The sequence below is a fragment of the Rhodococcus sp. P-2 genome, assembly GCF_016598535.1.
Lineage (GTDB): Bacteria > Actinomycetota > Actinomycetes > Mycobacteriales > Mycobacteriaceae > Rhodococcus_F > Rhodococcus_F baikonurensis.
In genome coordinates, this window is sequence record NZ_CP066779.1 from 3,145,844 (window position 1) to 3,165,315 (window position 19,472).

The window sequence follows — 19,472 nt, forward strand, 5'->3', positions numbered from 1 at the left end:
ACAACAGTTCCGGGGGTACGAACCGCATCGGTTTCGTACCCCCGGAGCCCCGTCTACCTCGAGTACTCCTAGGAGAGTCATGGGATTGCAAGCTCCCGCCACGTCACGTGTGGACACCGCGCTCGGAATCGGTGGACGACGAAAGTTCTACCCGTGGATCGTTTTCGCCCTGGCCTTCGGTCTTCTGCTCTCGGACTACATGTCGCGGCAGGTGCTCAGTGCGGTCTTCCCGATACTGAAAGCGGACTGGGATCTTTCCGACTCGCACCTTGCCTCCCTGAGCAGCGTGGTGGCATTGATGGTCGGGCTGTTGACGTTCCCGTTGTCGCTGCTCGCGGACCGCTGGGGCCGCGTCAAGAGCTTGATCTTGATGGCGGTGTTGTGGAGTGTCGCGACGTTGCTGTGCGCAATTGCTCAGACCTACGAGCAGATGTTGGGCGCCCGGTTCCTGGTCGGTGTCGGTGAAGCGGCGTACGGCAGTGTGGGTATCGCCGTGGTGCTCAGCGTATTTGCGCCCCGCGTGCACGCAGCTCTTGCCGGTGCCTTCATGGCGGGTGGATCGTTCGGTTCGGTCATCGGTGTGGCAATCGGCGGGTTCATCGCAGTTCAGTTCAGTTGGCGGTGGTCTTTTGCTGCCATGGCGATCTTCGGACTGATCCTGGTTGCACTCTTCCGTGCACTCGTCACCGAGAAGAAACTCACTGCCTATGCCGTCGAGGCCGCTCCGGATGCTGCCGGGGAAGTGGCGAGACACGAGGGTTTCCGGGCGCCGGTGTCATCGCTGTTCACCAATCCGGCCGTGTTGTTCGCCTACATCGGTGGCGGTCTCCAGATGTTCACCGCCGCTGTACTTCTGGCGTGGTTGCTGAGCTTCTTCAATCGCTACTACGATTTGGCCCCGGACAAGGCCGGCGTCACGGCTTCCGTGTTCGTCCTCCTGGTCGGGAGCGGGATGGTGGTCTGTGGTTTCATCACAGACAGATTCAGCCGCGACGATTCGGCGCGGAAATGGACCACCGCCATCGTCTATTGCGCCATCTCATTGGTTACGCTGAGTATCGGGCTCCGGTTGGGCACGGGGACAGCGCAACTCGTGTTGCTCGGTATCGGTGCGTTCTTCTCCGCCGGTTCGTCGGGGCCGACAGCGGCGATGGTCGCGAACCTCACCCATCATTCGATTCGAGCGTCGGCTATGGGCACGCTCACCGTTGCCAACAACCTTCTGGGACTGGCTCTCGGTCCCTTCGTGGTCGGCATTCTCGCCGACCACCTGGGCCTCCTCGGCGCGCTCCAGCTTTCACCCTTCGTCTATGTCGTCGCGGCCCTCGCGCTGATTGCGGGCAAGCGAGCCTACCCGGCGGGAATGAGGCGGCTGGCGACATTGCAGAAGGGGCCCGAAAGCCTCGGCGCCACTGAAGTAACAGACGTTCGGAGTTCATGATGAATGAATCAACCACGGTAGTAATGGTTCCCGGTCTGCGGGATCATGTCGAGGATCATTGGCAGACTCACCTCGCGCGCAGGCTCGACAATGTTCTGACGGTTCCTCCCCTCGAGACCGACAAGCTCAGCCGCGATGCAAGGGTTGCGGCGTTGGACGAGGTGCTGACAAGTGTTGGCGGGCCGGTGGTCCTGGTCGCGCACAGCGCCGGAGTCATGACCGTTGCTCACTGGGCGAGGGCGCATTATTCAGAGATTGCCGGCGCACTACTGGTCACGCCGGCGGATCTCGAACTTCCGCTGCCCGAGTCCTATCCGTCGCTCGAGGAGCTCGACCGGAACGGGTGGCTACCGATACCGCGTCAGCGTCTGCCTTTTCCGAGCACGGTCGCGGCGAGCCGGAACGATCCGCTCGCCGGATATCGCCGAGTTGTGGGTTTGGCTGAAGGATGGGGGAGTCGGTTGCTGGATCTGGGTGAGGTCGGATATCTCAATCCGGCATCCGGATACGGGTATTGGCCGCGGGCGGAATCGTTGGTGTGGGAACTGCTCGAGTCGGCGTCGCTAGTGGATCCCGTGGAGCAGGAGGACCACAGTCATGCTTGACCTTGCGACTCTGCTGGAAGACTCGGCCCGGCGATACCCGGAACGGGACGCGCTGGTGCTCGGGAAAGCGAGGCTGACGTATGCGCAGTTCGACGCCTACTCGAATCGCATTGCCCATCTGCTCGTCTCGCGGGGTGTCGAGCCAGGTGACAAGGTAGCGTTGTCCTGCCCGAACGTCCTCGAGTTCCCGATCGTCTACTACGGCATTCTCAAGGCCAGCGGCGTCGTCGTTCCTCTGAACATTCTTCTCAAGGGACGCGAAATCGCCTATCACCTGGCTGATTCGGAAGCGAAGCTGTACTTCTGTTTCGAGGGAAGTACCGAATTGCCGATCGCCGAGTACGCCATCGCCGGGTTCGAGCAGAGCGAGAGATGTTCGTCCTTGATCGTGATCAGTGCCGAACCGGGTGCACCGTCGTCGATCCTCGGAGTCGAGACTCTAGGCGAAGCACTGGCATCCGTGTCCGGCACGGAAACGCCTGCAGCCGCGGTTGTTCGTGAACCGACGGATACCGCGGTCATTCTCTACACCAGCGGCACGACCGGAAAGCCCAAGGGCGCCGAACTCACTCACTCCAACATGGTCTTGAACGCACTGTCGACCAACCGGTTGTTCGAGAGCGTTCCGTCCAGGCATGAGCGATATCTCCTGACTTTGCCGTTGTTCCACTCGTTCGGCCAGACAGTGACCATGAATGCGGGAATCTGCGTCGGTGCCACCTTGGTGTTGATGCCGCGCTTCGATGCGACCGCGGCACTCGAGATCATGGAACGCGAAAAGATCTCGGTCTTCGCGGGCGTCCCGACCATGTACTGGGGACTGCTCGGCGTGCTGGACGAGGTAGTGGAATTCGGGGTGGATGTCGAGACCGTTGCACAGAACATGCGGTGCGCGATCTCCGGTGGCGCAGCGCTTCCCGTCGAAATCTTGACACAGTTCAAGGAACGCTTCGGTGTTCAGATTCTCGAAGGATACGGCTTGTCCGAGACCTCTCCGCTGGCCTTGTTCAGTGACCCCGAGAGTGACCCCCGGCCCGGTTCGATCGGCGTGCCGATCTGGGGTGTCGAAGCGAGGCTTGTCGATGACTTTTGGCACACGATCACCGGCCCCGATGAAGTGGGCGAGTTGGCCATTCGCGGGCACAACGTCATGAAGGGCTATTTCAACCGACCCGAGGCGACGGCGGAAGTCATGTGCGACGGATGGTTTCGCACCGGGGATTTGGCACGGGTCGATACCGACGGAAATTACTACATTGTCGATCGTGCGAAAGACATGATCGTGCGGGGCGGATTCAACGTCTACCCACGCGAAATCGAAGAGGTTCTGCTCACCCACCCAGCCGTCTCACTCGTCGCTGTCGTCGGGGTGCCGGACACGAGCCTCGGCGAAGAAGTTGTCGCGTTCGTGATCCGAGAGCCGAGTGAAGAGATCTCCGAATCGGATCTCGTGGAATGGTCGCGGGAACAGATGGCCGCCTACAAATATCCGCGCCGCATCGAGTTCGTGCCGTCGCTGCCGATGACGGCAACCGGAAAGATTCTCAAACATGAACTGAATCAAGAATTTTCGATGGCCGGAGGAGATCGATGACTGACGTTCGAGCAAGTGAAGCATTTCCCGTCACCCAGGCCATGAAGGATTCAGGTGGCTGGAATCCGTTGTGGGACGGCCTTTCGGAGCTGGATCCCGAGTGGACCGAGCTGTACATGACGACAGCGATGCAGCCCTGGAACAGTGGGGTGCTGTCACCTCAGGTGATCCAGTTGCTGTGCATAGCCGTCGATGCGGCGAGCACACACATGTACGCGCCCGGCGTACGACGCCATATTCGCGCCGCGCTCGACATGGGAGTGACCCCGAAGGAGATTCTCGAGGTGCTGAAACTGACCACCGTCGTCGGGATTCATTCCTGCAATGTCGGCGTTCCGATCCTGATGGAGGAAATCGCGAACCGGTGAGGGCGGTCAGTCCCGCTCGCGGTTCTCCCGTTCCTCACGCTGACGCTGGAGGAACGGGCTGGGGTTCTGTCCACCGATCGGACCGTGGCCGAGGACTCCGTGCTCGTAGGCCGACTCCGCGTGCAGTGCAACGTCGATTCCGCGGGCCTCGTCTTCACGCGAAATACGGAAGCCGAAGGTCTTGTCGATGAGCTTTCCGAGACCGTAGGTCACACCGAAGGCATAGAGCGCGACCACGACGACACCGACGAACTGCTTGCCCAACTGCGCGAATCCACCGCCGAAGAACAAACCTTCCGGACCGCCCGTCATCACGGCCGTCGCGAGGAGTCCGATCAGCAACGAGCCGACGATTCCACCGACGAGGTGCACGCCGACGACGTCGAGGGAGTCGTCGTAGCCGAGCTTGTGCTTCCATCCCACGGCGTACGAGCAGACGATGCCGGCGATCAGACCGATGACGAGCGCACCGAACATGTTCACCGTTCCGCACGACGGGGTGATCGCGACCAGACCGGCGACGACGCCCGAAGCTGCGCCGAATGTGGTGGGGTGTCCGTCACGGTTCTGCTCGACGAACAGCCAGCCGAGTAGTCCGGTGCAGCCGGCGACGAGGGTGTTGAGGAAGATCTGCGAGGCCATACCGTCGGCCGCAAGGGCCGACCCGGCGTTGAATCCGAACCAACCGAACCACAGCAGGCCGACACCGAGCAGGACGAACGGCAGATTGTGCGGACGCATCGACTCGGCCTTGAAACCCATTCGCTGGCCGAGGACCAGTGCCAATGCCAGGCCTGACGCTCCGGACACGATTTCGACCACGAGGCCACCGGCGTAGTCGAGTGCGCCCATCTGGGCGAGCCATCCCTGCGGATTCCACACCCAGTGAGCGACGGGGACATAGACGAGCAAGGACCAGATGGGGACGAAGATCATCCAAGCGGAGAACTTCGCGCGGTCGGCGATCGCACCACTGATGAGTGCTGCAGTAAGGATTGCGAACGTCAATTGGAAGGTTGCGAACAACACTTCCGGAACGTTCCCGTGCACGGTCGACGGGTCGATGCCCGCCATGCCGATGTGCTCGAGTCCGCCGATGATGCCACCGTGATCGTCGCCGAACACGAGGCTGTAGCCCACGAACAACCACGCAACCGTGACGAGTGCGATGGAGACGAAGCTCATCATGATCATGTTGAGTACGCCCGTCGAGCGGACCATGCCGCCGTAGAACAGCGCGAGTCCTGGCGTCATCAGAAGTACCAGTGCAGTACTGACGAGCAACCAGGCAGTTGCTCCGGCATCGATGGTGGCGGGCACAGTCTTCTCCTCACGCACGCGGACCAGCCCGCGTGCACGGAACCCACGATGAGTGCGCGCGGTTTCCTCCGCACTGCGATTGTGTTGCGAACATGTTTCGGGAGAAGTCGACGGTGCACCCGCACCGGACCACCTGTCGTGGGTCGCCGGTAGTCTTTGCGCGTGGCCCTGTACCGGAAGTATCGACCCGCGTCCTTCGCCGAGGTGGTGGGGCAGGAGCATGTCACCGCACCGCTCAGCACGGCCCTCGACACCGGACGCATCAACCATGCCTACCTGTTTTCCGGCCCGCGCGGCTGTGGAAAGACGTCGTCGGCGCGAATCCTGGCGCGTTCGCTGAACTGTGAGCAGGGACCGACATCGACGCCGTGCGACGTGTGCGACTCGTGCGTTTCGCTGGGCCCGGGCGGCACAGGCAACCTGGACGTGACGGAACTCGACGCCGCAAGTCACGGTGGCGTCGACGACACCCGAGAACTCCGAGACAAGGCGTTCCACGCACCCGCCGCTTCTCGCTACCGCGTCTTCATCATCGACGAGGCACACATGGTGACGGCGGCGGGCTTCAACGCGCTGCTCAAGATCGTCGAAGAGCCGCCGGAGCACCTCATCTTCATCTTTGCGACGACGGAACCGGAGAAGGTTCTCCCGACCATTCGTTCGCGTACACACCACTATCCGTTCCGCCTGTTGGCGCCGTCGACCATGCGCGGACTCCTGGAAAAGATCTGCGCCCAGGAAGGGGTACCGGTCGAGCCCGCTGTATACCCGCTGGTCATCAAGGCTGGTGGCGGTTCGCCTCGTGACTCGTTGAGTGTCCTCGATCAGCTGCTCGCGGGAGCCGGCGAAGAAGGCGTCACGTATCCGCGAGCGCTCTCTCTTCTCGGGGTCACCGACGTCGCGCTCATCGACGAAGCAGTCGACGCTCTCTCCGCCAGTGACGGTGCCGCCTTGTTCGGCACTGTCGATCGCGTGATGGACGCCGGTCACGACCCACGCAGATTCGCGCTCGATCTCCTCGAACGTCTGCGTGATCTGATCTTGATGCAGGCCGTCACCGACGCCAGCGAACGCGGGTTGGTCGACGCGCCAGAGGCCGAGCTGGTCACGATGCGTGAGCAGATTCAACGGGTTGGTCCCGCCACGCTCACCCGCTTCGCCGAAACCGTCCACGCTGGTCTCAGCGAAATGCGAGGGGCAACGGCGCCGCGGCTGCTGCTCGAAGTGATGTGCGCGAGAATGCTGCTCCCTTCGGCCTCCGACACCGAGTCGGCCGTGTTGCAGCGGCTCGAGCGCCTTGAACAAGGTATTCCGGCTGCTGGAGTCGCGGCTGCCGCCGCCCCTCGCGCGGCAGCAGCGCCGGCACCGACCGTGCCGCCGCTCGAACCGGAGATTGCTTCCAAGTTCCAACGGCCCTCGCAACGCAAGGCCGAGCCTGAGGCACGGCCGGAACCAGCGGCACCTGCGCCAGCGGCGACGCCGCCGGTTGTGGAGGCTCCTGTTGTCGAACCGCCGGTAGCGGCAGTTCCCGTCGTCGAGCCTCCCACGGTCGAGATCGTCGATCCGCCAGTTGCCGAAGCTCCAGTGGTTGAAGCTCCGGCTGCCGAGGCTCCAATAGTTGAAGCTCCAGTCGTTGAAGTTCCAGTAGTTGAACCACCGGTTCCTGCTCCAGCCGAAGCGGAAGAGCCCATCGGACTCTCGGAGCCGGAACCGGACTACGAGCCTGAGTACGAGGAGCCGGCGGTTGCAGAAGCTGCGCCGGTCTCGGCAGGCCCCACAGTCGAGACTCTCCGTGAATCGTGGAACACCTTGCGCAACAAGGTCGGTGAACGAAACAAGGTTCTTCCGGCCATGCTGTCCGCGGCGACGGTTCACGATGTGCGTGGACATGTCGTGGTCATCGCTCACGGCTCGCCGGTCCTGGGTGCTCGTGTGACACAGCCGCACAACGCGGCGGTCATCTGCGAGGTCCTTGCCGAGATGTTCGGTGGCACTTGGCAAGTCGAGTATCAAGAAGGTGCACCTACGGCGCCGGCAGCGTCGAGTGCTCCCAAGTCGTCTGAAGCTCCGAGCCGCCCTGCCGCTGCGCCGCGATTCTCTCGCCCCAGCCAGGAGCGCGCAGCGCAGCAGCCCAAGGCTCCGCAGCCCCAGCGCGGGGATTCGGACGACATTCCGCCGCCTGAGGCTCCTGACTATCCGGAAGACCCTGGACCGGCCCCTGCTCCGGAGGTCGACTACGAGGCAACTCCTCCGCCTGCAACGCCGGAGGACGAGGACGAGATGTTCGCGGAGGCTGCTGAGCCCGCTGATCCGACTGCCAGACGTGATCCCGAGGATGTTGCAAAGGAACTCCTCAAGGACGTCCTCGGAGCTCGCCGCCTCGAAAGCTGAGTTGCCCCCTTGGCCTGTGTGCGTGAAACAGCTGTCGGAATGTCGCAGCACCACTGTGTGATCGAATTGTTATAAGTGCCGTTCCCTTGTGCGCGCACGTGCCGAAAGCGCACCTGCTCGGCCCGGCAAAGCTGAATTGTGTGTGGCCGGTTTGCTGGCACATTCGTTCGCTCAGTTCCGGTGTAACGAAATGCCGATCCGGACGATGGTCGCCGAAGAATATCTGGAATTTCTCGTAGTCTGATCGACATTCGAGTGCCGCTGTTAATTCTCTGTGTGTCACGAATGCCAGATTGAAAGTTGCCGGATGTTTGTTTTGCGGCGATCGACCAATTTGGGACATTCGGCGAATTGGCCACATATTCGGCATTGTGCCATTTCAGAGAGTACTCAACTAACTATTTGCCGATCTCGAGTAGATGATCGCCGTGACGCCGGGTTCCGGTACGTATGTTCAAACCCGCCATTGACCGGCCATGAAGCAAACAAGTAACTTCAAGTTACAGCTAACTATGGATTGCTGAAAAATTGCCGTGGTTCGTTCATGGTACTGAGCGACCTTTGTTATTTGTTTATGCCTTGAGGTGAATCTGCGTTTTACACACCGATGAATGCGTGGTTAGTCTTCGGTCGATTGAGTCTCCCGTGGATGCGCGTGAAAATAGGAAGTGTAAGATGACTGAAGATTCAACTAATCCCGCGATCGCGATAGTCGGGATGAGCATGTGGTCTCCCGGAGCCCATGATCTGCAAGGATTTTGGGAGAACGTCCTCGCGCGTCGGATGCAATTCCGAAAGTTTCCCGAGTCACGGATGTCCCTCGACGACTACTGGAGCGCGAGCCCTGACGACGTCGACAAGACATACGCCGACCGCGGCGCGTTCATGGATGGTTTCGAATTCGACTGGGTCGGTCGCCGGATACCGGAGCGGACCTTCAAGTCGACAGATCTCACGCACTGGTTGGCCCTGGAAACAGCACTCGGGGCTTTGACGGACGCGGGGTACAGCCGAGGATCGGTGCCCACCGGACGCAGCGCCGCAATCGTCGGCAACTCCCTCACCGGTGAAGAATCCCGGATGTGGTCGATGCGTTTGCGGTGGCCTTACGTCAAGCGCGCACTCGCTGTGGCAGCCGAAGCACGCCAGTTGGACCCTTCTGTCGTCGATGCTCTCGCCGAAACGATGGAAGAGGTCTACAAAGGCCCATTGGTGGAGCCGAGTGAAGACACCCTGGCCGGGATGTTGTCGAACACGATTGCAGGCCGGATCTGCAATTACCTCGATTTCAACGGCGGCGGGTACGTCGTGGACGGTGCGTGCGCGTCCGGAATGCTCGCGGTGGCGACTGCCGCCGAAAAGCTGGCGTCCGGCGCGGCCGACTTCGTCTTGGCCGGTGGAGTCGACGTCAGCCTGGATCCTTTGGAACTGGTGGGATTCGCCCGTTTGGGTGCACTGACCCGTGGCGACATGAACGTGTACGACGCAAGCCGAAGCGGATTCATCCCGGGTGAAGGTTGCGGATTCGTGGCCTTGAAACGACTCGAGGACGCCAGGGCGGACGGCGACTACGTGTACGCGACGATTCGCGGCTGGGGCATCTCCACCGATGGCAAGGGTGGAATTACCAAGCCCCGCGCCGAAACTCAGGCCGAAATGATCCGTCGCGCATATTCGGGAGCGGGATTCGCGGCCGGCGAGGTTGCCTTTGTCGAAGGACACGGAACTGGTACTCCCGTCGGGGACCCTGTCGAATTGGCCGGCGTCCAGCAAGCCGCGCAGACGGACGGGCCCGTCGAGGCTCGCAGCATCGGCATGACGTCGCTGAAGTCGCTGATCGGGCACACGAAGGCGGCGTCGGGCATCCTTGCGCTGATCAAGGCGACCATGGCCGTCAATCAACGAATCCTTCCGCCGCTCGCCGGTTGCACCGACCCGAACCCGGCGTTCGCAACCGAAGCACCGGCACTCTTTCCGCTTGTCAACGGCGAGATCAGAGATCCGTCGGAGAAGATGCGTGCCGGTGCGCAAGCCATGGGTTTCGGCGGTATCAACTGCCATGTCGCCATCGAATCGGCTGATGCACCGTCCAGCAAGCTGACACCCTCGCGGGACGTCCGCACGATGATGGCGTCGTACCAGGACACCGAGGTATTTGTTCTCTCCGCGGATTCGGCCGTGGACTTGGCGACGCGAGCGCGCGATGTCGCAGATCTGGCAGTTCCGTTGAGTGTTGCCGAACTGCTGGACTTTTCGGCGAAGCTCTCGCGAGTGATCTCGCCGACGGCACCCTTCCGCGCTGCAGTGGTGGCTGGTCGTCCCGCGCAGTTGGCCGAACGCATGCGTCAGCTAGCCGTGATCTGCGAGAACTCCGCTCCCGCTTCCGGCCAGGTGAAGGTCGTGAGCAACGAGATCTCGATCTCGAACAACGTTCGCCACGACATCGGATTCCTGTTCCCTGGACAGGGATCCCAACAACTCGAGATGGCTCGTGTGCTGATCGAGCGCTTCGAGTGGGCACGCGAACTGGCGGCCAAGGCGGACGGCTGGTTGGAGGGAGTCGGAGCGGAGGCGATCACGCCGCGGATTCTGCGGAACCCGGTCAAGAGCGCTGACGCTGCGGAATTGGCGAAGTGGAAGCTGGACCTCGCCCAGACGCAGTTCACCCAGCCCGCCGTCGCCTTGGCTTCGCTGCTCTGGTTCGAGTACCTCCGACGATTGGGTGTCACACCCAGTGCCGTCGCCGGCCACAGTCTCGGGGAGTTGACCGCACTCTACGCGGCAGGAGCTTACGACCAGAAGACGCTGATCACCTTGGCTGCGGCGAAGGGCGCGGCCATGTCGGTCAGTGGTGGTGGAAACGGCGCAATGGCGAGCCTGGCCTGTGACCGATCGACGGCCGAGGCGATCATCGCGGAAGCAAAGGGTTACGCGACCGTCGCGAATCTGAATACGCCTACGCAGACTGTGGTTTCGGGAACCAAGGATGCAGTCGACGCTGTGGTTGCCATCGCGAAGGCGCGCGGAGTGTCGGCTCAGGCGCTTGCCGTGTCGAATGCTTTCCACTCCGAGATGATGAACGAGGCCGAACGGGAGCTCAAGTCCACTGCGCCCGTTGACGAGCAAGTCGATTCGTTGACTTGCACCGTGTATTCCTGCGTCGAAGGGGAACGCGTGCAGACGCCACTGGCACTTCGCGAATTGGTCACCAAACAGGTTGTCTCACCGGTCGACTGGGTCAAGACGGTAAGTGGGATCTCGCAGGAGGTGGACCTGCTCGTCGAGGTCGGACCCGGCCGTGTGCTGACCGGGCTCACCAAGGCGATCAATGGGACCGACGGCGTGCGCTGCTTCCCCGTTGCGTCCAAGTCCGGACGTGACGAGGACTTCAACGTCGCGCTGGCAGCGATGTACGTACACGGCGCTCAGGTTCGTTGGAACGAACTTTTCGACGGCCGGTTCGTGCGTGAATTCGTTCCTGCCGATCAGAAGGTGTTCATCGAGAACCTGGCCGAGGCGAAGCTGTCGGTTACATCTGCTCCCGAACCGCTCGAACTGGGTACGTCCGGCGGGGATCCGGCTGCGGCGCTGGCCGATTACCTGAGCCGGCGCGGGACCTTCCTCGTCGACGTGATTCGTGCCGACGTGGGCAGTGGGGTGAGTGCTCCTTCATCTCCGATCCCGCAGGCCGTCACCAACGGGCACGAATCTGCAGCAGTGAAAGCTACTACGCCCGCTCCGGTTCCGGTCGTGGAAGTGCCGGCTGTCGTGGGTGCGACGTCCGTGGAAGGTGAGTTGATCAGGATCCTCGCCGACACCACGGGGTTCCCTGCCGAGTCGATCACGACGGATCTGCGTCTGCTCGATGATCTCAATCTCGACTCGATCAGTGCGGCAGAGGCTATTTCGAAGGTTGCGCACCAGTTCGAGGTTGTCGACCTCGACCCTGCCGAGTTGGCCAATGCCACCATCGGAGAAGCAGCATCGCTGATTCTTGCGGTATCACCGAATCCCGGCTCTGCCGTTCCGGAAACGCGTTCGGTGCAGTCGGACGTATCGCGAATACTGCTCGAGGTAATCGCGGAGGACACCGGATTTCCGGTGGAGTCTCTCGACGTCGATCTCCACCTTCTGGACGACCTGAACATGGACTCGATCAAGGCCGCCGATGCAATCGCGACGGTGGCAACACGATTGGGTGTTCAGGGCGACCTGGATCCGGCCGAACTCGTGAACGTCAGCCTGGGTGAACTGATCGAAGTGCTCGATCGGTCCGCGAAGGAGAAGTCGGGGCAGCAGCAGCCGGCTGCGCGAGCGCTGCCGGCGAAGGCGAAGGGTATGTCAGCCGACAGCTTCACCTGGGTTCGCGATTACACCCTGGAAAAGGTTCGGAGCGAGACAGCGTTGCACGGAGTCCGAGACCTCACGGACACGACGTTTGTCGTCATCGGCGACGACGCCGGTTTGGTCGGAAGGTTGGAATCCGAACTTCGAGGTCGTGGTGCTCGGGTCGACATTCGCACATTCTCCGACAGTGCTCCTGCGCATGCGCACCACGTGGTTGCCGTAATGCCGCGCGTGACAGATGATTCCGTCACCGAACTCGGTTTGCGCCGTGGGATCGAACACATGTACAAGATCGTTCCGGCGCAGCAAAGGGGCGGCGCGCGAACCACATTGGCAGTGGTCCAGTTCATCGATGTCGAGTTGGGCAATCCAGCGCCCGTGCCGAGTGCGGCGGCTTTTGCCGCTTCGGTGCATCACGAGCGCCCCGAGTTGGATGTACGCGTCATAGGATTCGACGGCTCGACTGCGGACGCGGAGGTGGCAGCCACCGTCGTCTCCGAGTTGGATTCGGTTGCACCCTATGTGTTTGCGACCTACGACGCCGAGATGGGACGCACGGCACTGCAACCGAAGGTTCTCACCTCGAGCGACTACACCGTCCGCGAGAGCGGGTTGGGAAGTTCGGATGTCGTGGTCGTGACCGGTGGCGCGAAAGGCATCATGGCCCAATGTGCTCTGGCCCTCGGTCGAAAGACCGGCGCCGAACTGGTGCTGATCGGAAGCTCTCAGCGACAAGCGGGTGACGAAATCGCCTCCACTCTTGCGGACTTCACGTCTGCCGGTTTGAGCGCTCACTACTATCGCTGCAACGTCACGGATGCCGCGGCGGTGGCCGGCATCGTCGCCCAGATCGAGGTCGAGGTGGGGCCGATAACCGGGTTCGTCCACGGTGCGGGAGCGAATGTTCCGCGGCGGTTCGAGAGAGTCGACAGCGCTGTGGCTTTCACGGAGGTTGCACCTAAGGTCCTGGGCGCAGCCAACTTCGTCGAAGCGCTCGCTGATCGTGACTTGAAGCTGTTCGTGGGCTTCTCCTCCATCATCGGATTCACAGGTATGCCCGGAAACAGTTGGTATGCATACGGAAACGAGCTTCTCGATGACATGGTCGCGCGGTATGCCGCCGGTCACCCGAGGGCTCGGACGTTCTCGCTCGCGTACAGCGTGTGGGGAGAGACCGGAATGGGCGCCCGTATGGGCAGTGTCAACCACCTCGCGAAGATGGGTGTCATGCCGATTTCGACGGCTGCGGGAGTGGATCATTTCCTTCGCCTGGTCGACAGCGGACCCGAGGCGAGTCGTATCGTCGTGACCAGTCGACTCGGCGGTCTCGACACCTGGGCGCCGGCAGCACCGGCTCTGCCGGCGGTGTCGCGATACATCGACCAAGTCGTGACGTTCGAGCCGCAGGTAGAACTGGTGACCCGGACGACGTTGTCCACCTCGGCGGATCCCTTTGTCCTCGAACATGTCTGGAAGGGATCGGCGCTGCTTCCGACGGTGTTCGGACTCGAGGCGATGTCGCAGGCAGCGGCCTATGTCACCGGACGCGTGACCCTGGGCCGCGTCCGCATCGACGACATCAAACTGGATCGACCGATCGTCGTCGACACGGTCGAGGGCACCGGAGTCGAGATCAAGGCAAGCGTCGTGGAGCAGGATCGTGATGCCGCAGGAACGCGGGTGCATGTCACGATCGGCACCGAACGGACCGGATACGGGCGGCCCCATTTCTCGGCCGACTTCATCTTCGGGCTGGACGAAACACTGCCGGAGTTCGAGAAGGAGTTGCCGCGACCGGTGCTCGACATCGATCCGTTGGACGACCTTTACTCGTGGTTGCTGTTCCAGGAGGGCGATTTCCGCCGACTCGAAGAGATCTCGAGCCTCGATTCCGAGCACATCCTCTTCAGCGCCATTTCGCGGGCCGACCGTAAGCAGCACCTCCTCGGTGATCCTTACTTCCTCGATTCCCTGCTCCAATCGGGCCAGATCATGGTTCCGCGGGAGATCTGCCTTCCGGTCAACATTGCGCGAATCGACATGTACGACGGACGATTCGAGGCTCGGTCGTTCACTGCGTACGCCTACGACAAGGTGCAGACAGAGACCCACATGCAAGCCGACGTGGCGGTGGTGAAGGACGGACGAGTGGTGATGCAGCTCGAGGGATATCGCTCCCAGATTCTCTCCCACGACGAAAGCCGTCCTACGGCTGAGGAAATCGCGGACCCGACTGCGCGCGACGCACAGATCATTCTCGACAAGCTCGCGCAGCACAGCCGGGCGTTGGGCGTGAAGAGCCCGCGGGTTGTGGTCGCGCATACCCCGGGGATTCACGAGTTGACCAAGTCGGAACGCCACGAGCAGGAGAAACCGATCGCCGAGGCGGCCGTGAACATTCATCTCGATGAGGATGCGGTGATCAAATGAGCAATGCCTTTGCCATCGAATGGCAGGAAACCGGAAAGCCCGTCGTTGTCGGTGACGTTCCACCCTCTGTGGATGTCTCGCTCTCGCACGACGGCAGTAAGTCACTCAGTTCGGCCGGCGACTGGCCTCAGGGGTGCGACATCGAACCGATTCGTTCCCGGACCGTCGTGCAGTGGAAGGCGCTTCTGGGGTCGGCACGGATTCCGCTGCTCGACGAGTTGATCGCAGGCGGCGAATCACTCGATCGTGCGGGAACCAGGTTGTGGGCGGCGGCCGAGGCGATCCGAAAGGCCACGGGGCAGATGTCGGTTTCTCTGGCGATGGGCGCCAGAGAGGACGACGCAGTGACCTTCCGCGGCGGCGCAGAGGCAAGCGTGGTGGTTCTGACCTTTCCAGCTCTGTTGACGGACAACGAGGAGCGGATTCTCGCGTTCGTGACTCATGAGGAGGATGCGGAAGAACCGGCGCAGGACTCGGCACCGCAGTTCGACTCCGGCCCGTTGTCGGCGAATTCTCTCGCGCAGTTCGATCCGATGGCGTACGGCTCCGACGTGCATGTGGTGGCCCGAAGCGGCTATCCGGCGGTGTCGATCCGATTCCCCGTCGGGTTCCGGGACGCGTGCAACGTCGGTGGATCAGTGGGGTTCGCGAGCTTCGCGCTGTGGTTGGGCGCTTTGCGAGAGAGGGGAACCGGACCGATCTCGAAGCAGATCGTGGAGGACATGGCGACGGGTCGTTGGGGGATGGTGACCAACAACTCCGAGGTGTTCATCGATGCGAACCTGTACACCGACGACATCGTCGAGGGGACGATCTGGATCACTGAGCTCACCGGTCCGGACCGGGCAACGACCAATCTGCATGTGGAATGGTGCCGGGTCGACGGTGAGACGCGCACTCATATCGGGTGGAGTGCGATGCAGACGACGTGGGTGGAAATCCTTTCCCACGGTGTGGTGGCGGCACGGCCGATGCCGCAGTATTTCCACGATTTCATCGAGCCGATGACGATTCCGACGGGGGCGAAGAACATCGCTGTCCCCACAGAACCGACGGACGTCGATCGTGGTTCCTTGATCCGCTCGGCTCCGATGGTGCCGCGCAATCCGTACCTGCTCGAATCCGAGGTGTTCTCGACGACGTTGCAGGACGGAAATGTCGTGGGCAACATCTACTTCGGCAACTATTACATCTGGCAGTCGAGGGTTCGGGACAAATTCCTCGTCCGTTCTCAGCGTGAAGCCATGGCGGCAAGAGGTGCTCTCGGGGAACTGCGTTGTGTGCACACAAGGGTGGAGCATCTGCGCGAGGTCATGCCGTTCGACGACGTCCTGGTCACGATGTCCTTGGCTGCCCTCTACGAGCGGGGGATCGACCTCGAGTTCGAGTACTTCAAGGTCAATCCGGACGGATCACGGGAGAAGCTCGCGATCGCTCGGCACAGAACTGTCTGGACGGTGCCGGGCGCTCCGGGAGAACTGGAAATCTCTCCGCCGTCGAAACTTCCGCAGTCACTGATCGATTCGGTGCTGGAGGCGATCGACGGAAAGTAGACGGGGGTTTTCCGAGATCGAAGTGGAGAGACGGGTTGCGTTTTCCTTGCCGGAGAACACAACCCGTTTCGATGGGGAGGGGTATGTATGGGTATCGGGGTTTCGAGAAGGTCGGTTCTGAAGGGGTCGGTAGTCGGCACGGCGGCGATTGCATTGGGTGCAAAGGCAAGTGCTGTTCCGTCCGGGAGTGCGGACGTCGAGTCACCGTTGATTTTTCATTCGCCGGAGTTCGAGCCGTTCTGTGACGAACTGCCCTCGTTGTCGACGCTTTCCGGAAACGAGATCACGCTGACAGCGCAAGTCGGGCAACATGCTTTTCATCGGGATTTTCCATCGTCCCCAGCACTGTCGTACCGCAGCGGAGAGATCGGTGGCGGTTTTCTGGGCCCGACCGTCGAGGCGTATTCCGGCGAGCCGATCATGGTGACGTTCGAGAACGATCTGACCGGATATCCGTTGGCCGCGGACATGGATATGACGCTGCACGGAATGCAGGCCGACTTCCGCGCGAACCCGCCGACGTCGTTGCACTTGCACGGAGGAGTCACTTCACCCGAGAGCGACGGCCACCCGGAGCTGCTCGTGATGCCGGGACAGGCTGCGATGCATCACTTTTCGCACGGTCAGGAAGCCGCGCACCTCTGGTATCACGATCATGCGATGGGCATCACCCGGCTCAACGTCTACGCCGGTCTGATCGGCAACTATTTGATCAGGGATGAATTCGACACCGGCAAGCTGGGAAACCCGTTGGGGTTGCCGGCCAAGGAATTCGAGATCCCATTGATCCTGCAGGAGAAGATCTTCACACCGACCGGCGCCCTGAACGGCCGATCCACCATCTTGATCCCGGAAGGATCGTGGGAAGGCGGAGCCGTGGGCGACGTCGGCTTGGTCAACGGCAAGGTGTGGCCGGAACTGGCTGTGGCTCGGGGCCTTTACCGTTTCCGGATCGTCAATGCGTCGTCGGCAAGTGTGTGGAATCTTCACTTCTCGAACATGATGACGTTCTGGGTCATCGGTAACGACGCCGGAATGCTCGACGCGCCCGTCGCGGTCAATGCCTTCCGCTGCGCACCGGGGGAGCGGTACGACCTCCTCGTCGATTTCACCGGACTGTCGGAGGGATCGACGGTGGAGCTTCGCAACGACGAGGCGCCCCCGCTACCCGCTGCTGTCATCGGTGAAGTGACGATGCCGCTGTTCTGCCGGTTTCGCGGCGACCCCAGGCGCGGATTCACCGGTGGTGTTCCGTCGCAGCTGCGCGGTGGACGCCGGCAACGTGACGTTCTCGCCCCGTTGGAGCAGCCGACGGTAATTCGCACGGTGACGGTCAGCCAGCAACTGGAACTGCGGAATCCACCGGCTCAGATGACTCTGAACAACCTGACGTTCAGCACCACCGACGTCGAGAGGCCGCGGCAAGGCACCGTCGAGCAGTGGAACATCGTCAACACCACGCCTGACCCGCATCCGATACACCTGCACCTGGTGAATTTCCGGATTCTCGGCAGAACGCCGATGCGGACGTTGGAGTACCTGATCCGTCATCCCCAGCCGACGATCGGCAACAAGTGGACTCCGTCTCCCGACGGGTTCGAGGCGGGGCCGATGATCTCGCCGGCGCCGTGGGAAGCAGGGATGAAGGACACCGTCAGGGTGGACGGTGGCACGGTCACGCGGATCATCGTGCGATTCCCCACCGCAGACGAGTTGGGTTTCGATCCCGACGCGATGTTCGATCGACTACCGAAGGCTGTCATGACGGGCGGTGCGATGACGGGCGGTGCGATGACGGGCGGTGCGATGACGGGCGGTGCGATGACGGGCGGCGATCAGGCGCATCAGGGAAACGGGCACCACGGTATGAGTGACCCTGGTCGACTCCAGGGGTACGTGTGGCACTGCCACCTGCTCGATCACGAAGATCACGACATGATGTTGCCCTATCGCATCGTGCCGTGAGCCCTTCCGAAGACGCTCGTGAAATGAACAGGAGCGGGCAGGCGCACGCACGTCGGATCACCTCGGTCACCTAGCAGGATCGCTTCGGTCCTTCCCATGAATTTGGAACACGTTCTACAGTGAAAGGGCTGAGGTCTGTACCTCGGCCATGCGCCACCACCGAAGGCGGCGCGGACGATCTGCAGACCGGTTCGACGAATTACACGGAAGGAACACCTCACAGTGACCACAGAGGCATTCATTTATGAAGCCATCCGTACCCCGCGAGGCCGCGGCAAGAAGACCGGGTCGTTGCACTCGGTCAAGCCGATCTCGCTGGTCACGGGTCTGATCCAGGAACTGCGCGTGCGCTTTCCCGACCTCGACGAGGATCGGATCTCCGACCTCATCCTGGGCGTCGTCACCCCCGTTGGCGATCAGGGAATGGACATCGCCCGCGTTGCAGTCAACGATGCTGGACTGCCCGACACCGTCGGTGGCGTTCAGCTCAACCGTTTCTGCGCTTCCGGCCTCGAAGCCGTGAACATGGCAGCTCAGAAGGTTCGGTCCGGCTGGGACGAACTGGTGATCGCCGGCGGCGTCGAGTCGATGTCCCGCGTTCCGATGGGATCCGACGGTGGACCGTGGGCGCTCGACCCCGCCACCAACTACGACAACTACTTCGTGCCGCAGGGCGTCGGCGCAGACCTCATCGCCACCATCGAGGGCTTCTCGCGTGACGACGTCGACGCATACGCCGTGCGCTCGCAGGACCTCGCCGCCAAGGCGTGGACCGGCGGATACTTCGCCAAGTCGGTAGTGCCGGTCAAGGACATCAACGGCATCACCATCCTCGACAACGACGAGCACATGCGTCCGGGCACCACGGCAGAGAACCTCGCCGGCTTGGCTCCCGCGTTCGGTGTGATCGGTGAAATCGGCGGATTCGACGCCGTATCGCTGCAGAAGTACCACTGGGTCGAGAAGATCAACCACGTTCACCACGGTGGCAACAGCTCGGGAATCGTCGACGGCGCTGCCCTCGTGCTCGTCGGTAGCGAGCAGGCCGGCAAGGACATGGGTCTGACGCCGCGCGCTCGCGTCGTCGCCACCGCCACCAGCGGCGCCGACTCCACCATCATGCTCACCGGCCCGACGCCGGCGTCGAAGAAGGTTCTGGCAGCTGCCGGCCTGACGGTCGACGACATCGACCTCTTCGAGATCAACGAGGCATTCGCTTCCGTCGTCCTGAAGTTCCAGAAGGACCTGAACATTCCGGACGAGAAGCTCAACGTCAACGGTGGCGCGATCGCCATGGGTCACCCGCTCGGTGCCACCGGCGCGATGATCACCGGAACGATGGTCGACGAGCTCGAGCGTCGTGGCGGCAAGCGCGCCCTCATCACCCTGTGCATCGGCGGCGGTATGGGCGTTGCCACCATCATCGAGCGCGTCTGACGCGGCGTCCGTCCTTCCAAC

At 62.0% G+C, this 19,472-nt stretch carries 10 protein-coding genes; 9 read left to right on the plus strand and 1 reads right to left on the minus strand.

Annotated elements, in window-relative coordinates:
• Window positions 1–79: 79 nt before the first annotated feature.
• From I7X09_RS14990 to I7X09_RS15005, 4 genes are read left to right on the plus strand one after another with little or no spacing between them, the layout of a single operon-like run.
• Entirely contained in the window at window positions 80–1,441 is a 1,362-nt protein-coding gene (locus tag I7X09_RS14990) for an MFS transporter (RefSeq protein ID WP_200317564.1), read from the plus strand.
• Window positions 1,441–2,046: an RBBP9/YdeN family alpha/beta hydrolase gene (locus I7X09_RS14995; protein WP_200317572.1), complete on the plus strand. Its 606-nt coding sequence runs from the start codon at window positions 1,441–1,443 to the stop codon at window positions 2,044–2,046. The genes I7X09_RS14990 and I7X09_RS14995 overlap by 1 nt, the downstream gene beginning before the upstream one ends.
• Window positions 2,039–3,640: a long-chain-fatty-acid--CoA ligase gene (locus tag I7X09_RS15000; RefSeq protein ID WP_200317575.1), complete on the plus strand. Its 1,602-nt coding sequence runs from the start codon at window positions 2,039–2,041 to the stop codon at window positions 3,638–3,640. Before I7X09_RS14995 ends, I7X09_RS15000 begins: the two co-directional genes overlap by 8 nt.
• Window positions 3,637–4,008, plus strand: a complete 372-nt coding sequence (locus tag I7X09_RS15005) for a carboxymuconolactone decarboxylase family protein (RefSeq protein WP_095969600.1) — start codon at window positions 3,637–3,639, stop codon at window positions 4,006–4,008. Before I7X09_RS15000 ends, I7X09_RS15005 begins: the two co-directional genes overlap by 4 nt.
• A 6-nt stretch (window positions 4,009–4,014) precedes the next feature.
• On the opposite strand, the gene I7X09_RS15010 is transcribed toward I7X09_RS15005, so the two are convergent.
• On the minus strand, window positions 4,015–5,328 hold the full coding sequence (locus I7X09_RS15010; RefSeq protein ID WP_003943791.1) for an ammonium transporter: 1,314 nt from the start codon (window positions 5,326–5,328) through the stop codon (window positions 4,015–4,017).
• Between the two features lie 162 nt (window positions 5,329–5,490).
• Here I7X09_RS15010 and I7X09_RS15015 point away from each other — a divergent pair, with 162 nt between their 5' ends.
• From I7X09_RS15015 to I7X09_RS15035, 5 genes are all read left to right on the plus strand, one after another.
• Window positions 5,491–7,719, plus strand: coding sequence for a DNA polymerase III subunit gamma and tau (locus I7X09_RS15015; protein ID WP_200317577.1), 2,229 nt, complete (start codon window positions 5,491–5,493; stop codon window positions 7,717–7,719).
• A 675-nt stretch (window positions 7,720–8,394) separates the two neighbouring features.
• Entirely contained in the window at window positions 8,395–14,496 is a 6,102-nt protein-coding gene (locus I7X09_RS15020) for a type I polyketide synthase (protein ID WP_200317579.1), read from the plus strand.
• Complete coding sequence (locus tag I7X09_RS15025) at window positions 14,493–16,049, plus strand: hypothetical protein (protein WP_124566706.1); 1,557 nt, start codon at window positions 14,493–14,495, stop codon at window positions 16,047–16,049. The genes I7X09_RS15020 and I7X09_RS15025 overlap by 4 nt, the downstream gene beginning before the upstream one ends.
• Window positions 16,050–16,136: 87 nt before the next feature.
• Window positions 16,137–18,014 carry a multicopper oxidase domain-containing protein gene (locus tag I7X09_RS15030; protein ID WP_200317587.1) on the plus strand — a complete coding sequence of 626 codons (1,878 nt, stop codon included), beginning with the start codon at window positions 16,137–16,139 and terminating at the stop codon, window positions 18,012–18,014.
• Between the two features lie 222 nt (window positions 18,015–18,236).
• Window positions 18,237–19,451, plus strand: coding sequence for an acetyl-CoA C-acetyltransferase (locus I7X09_RS15035; RefSeq protein WP_007731553.1), 1,215 nt, complete (start codon window positions 18,237–18,239; stop codon window positions 19,449–19,451).
• Window positions 19,452–19,472: the final 21 nt, after the last annotated feature.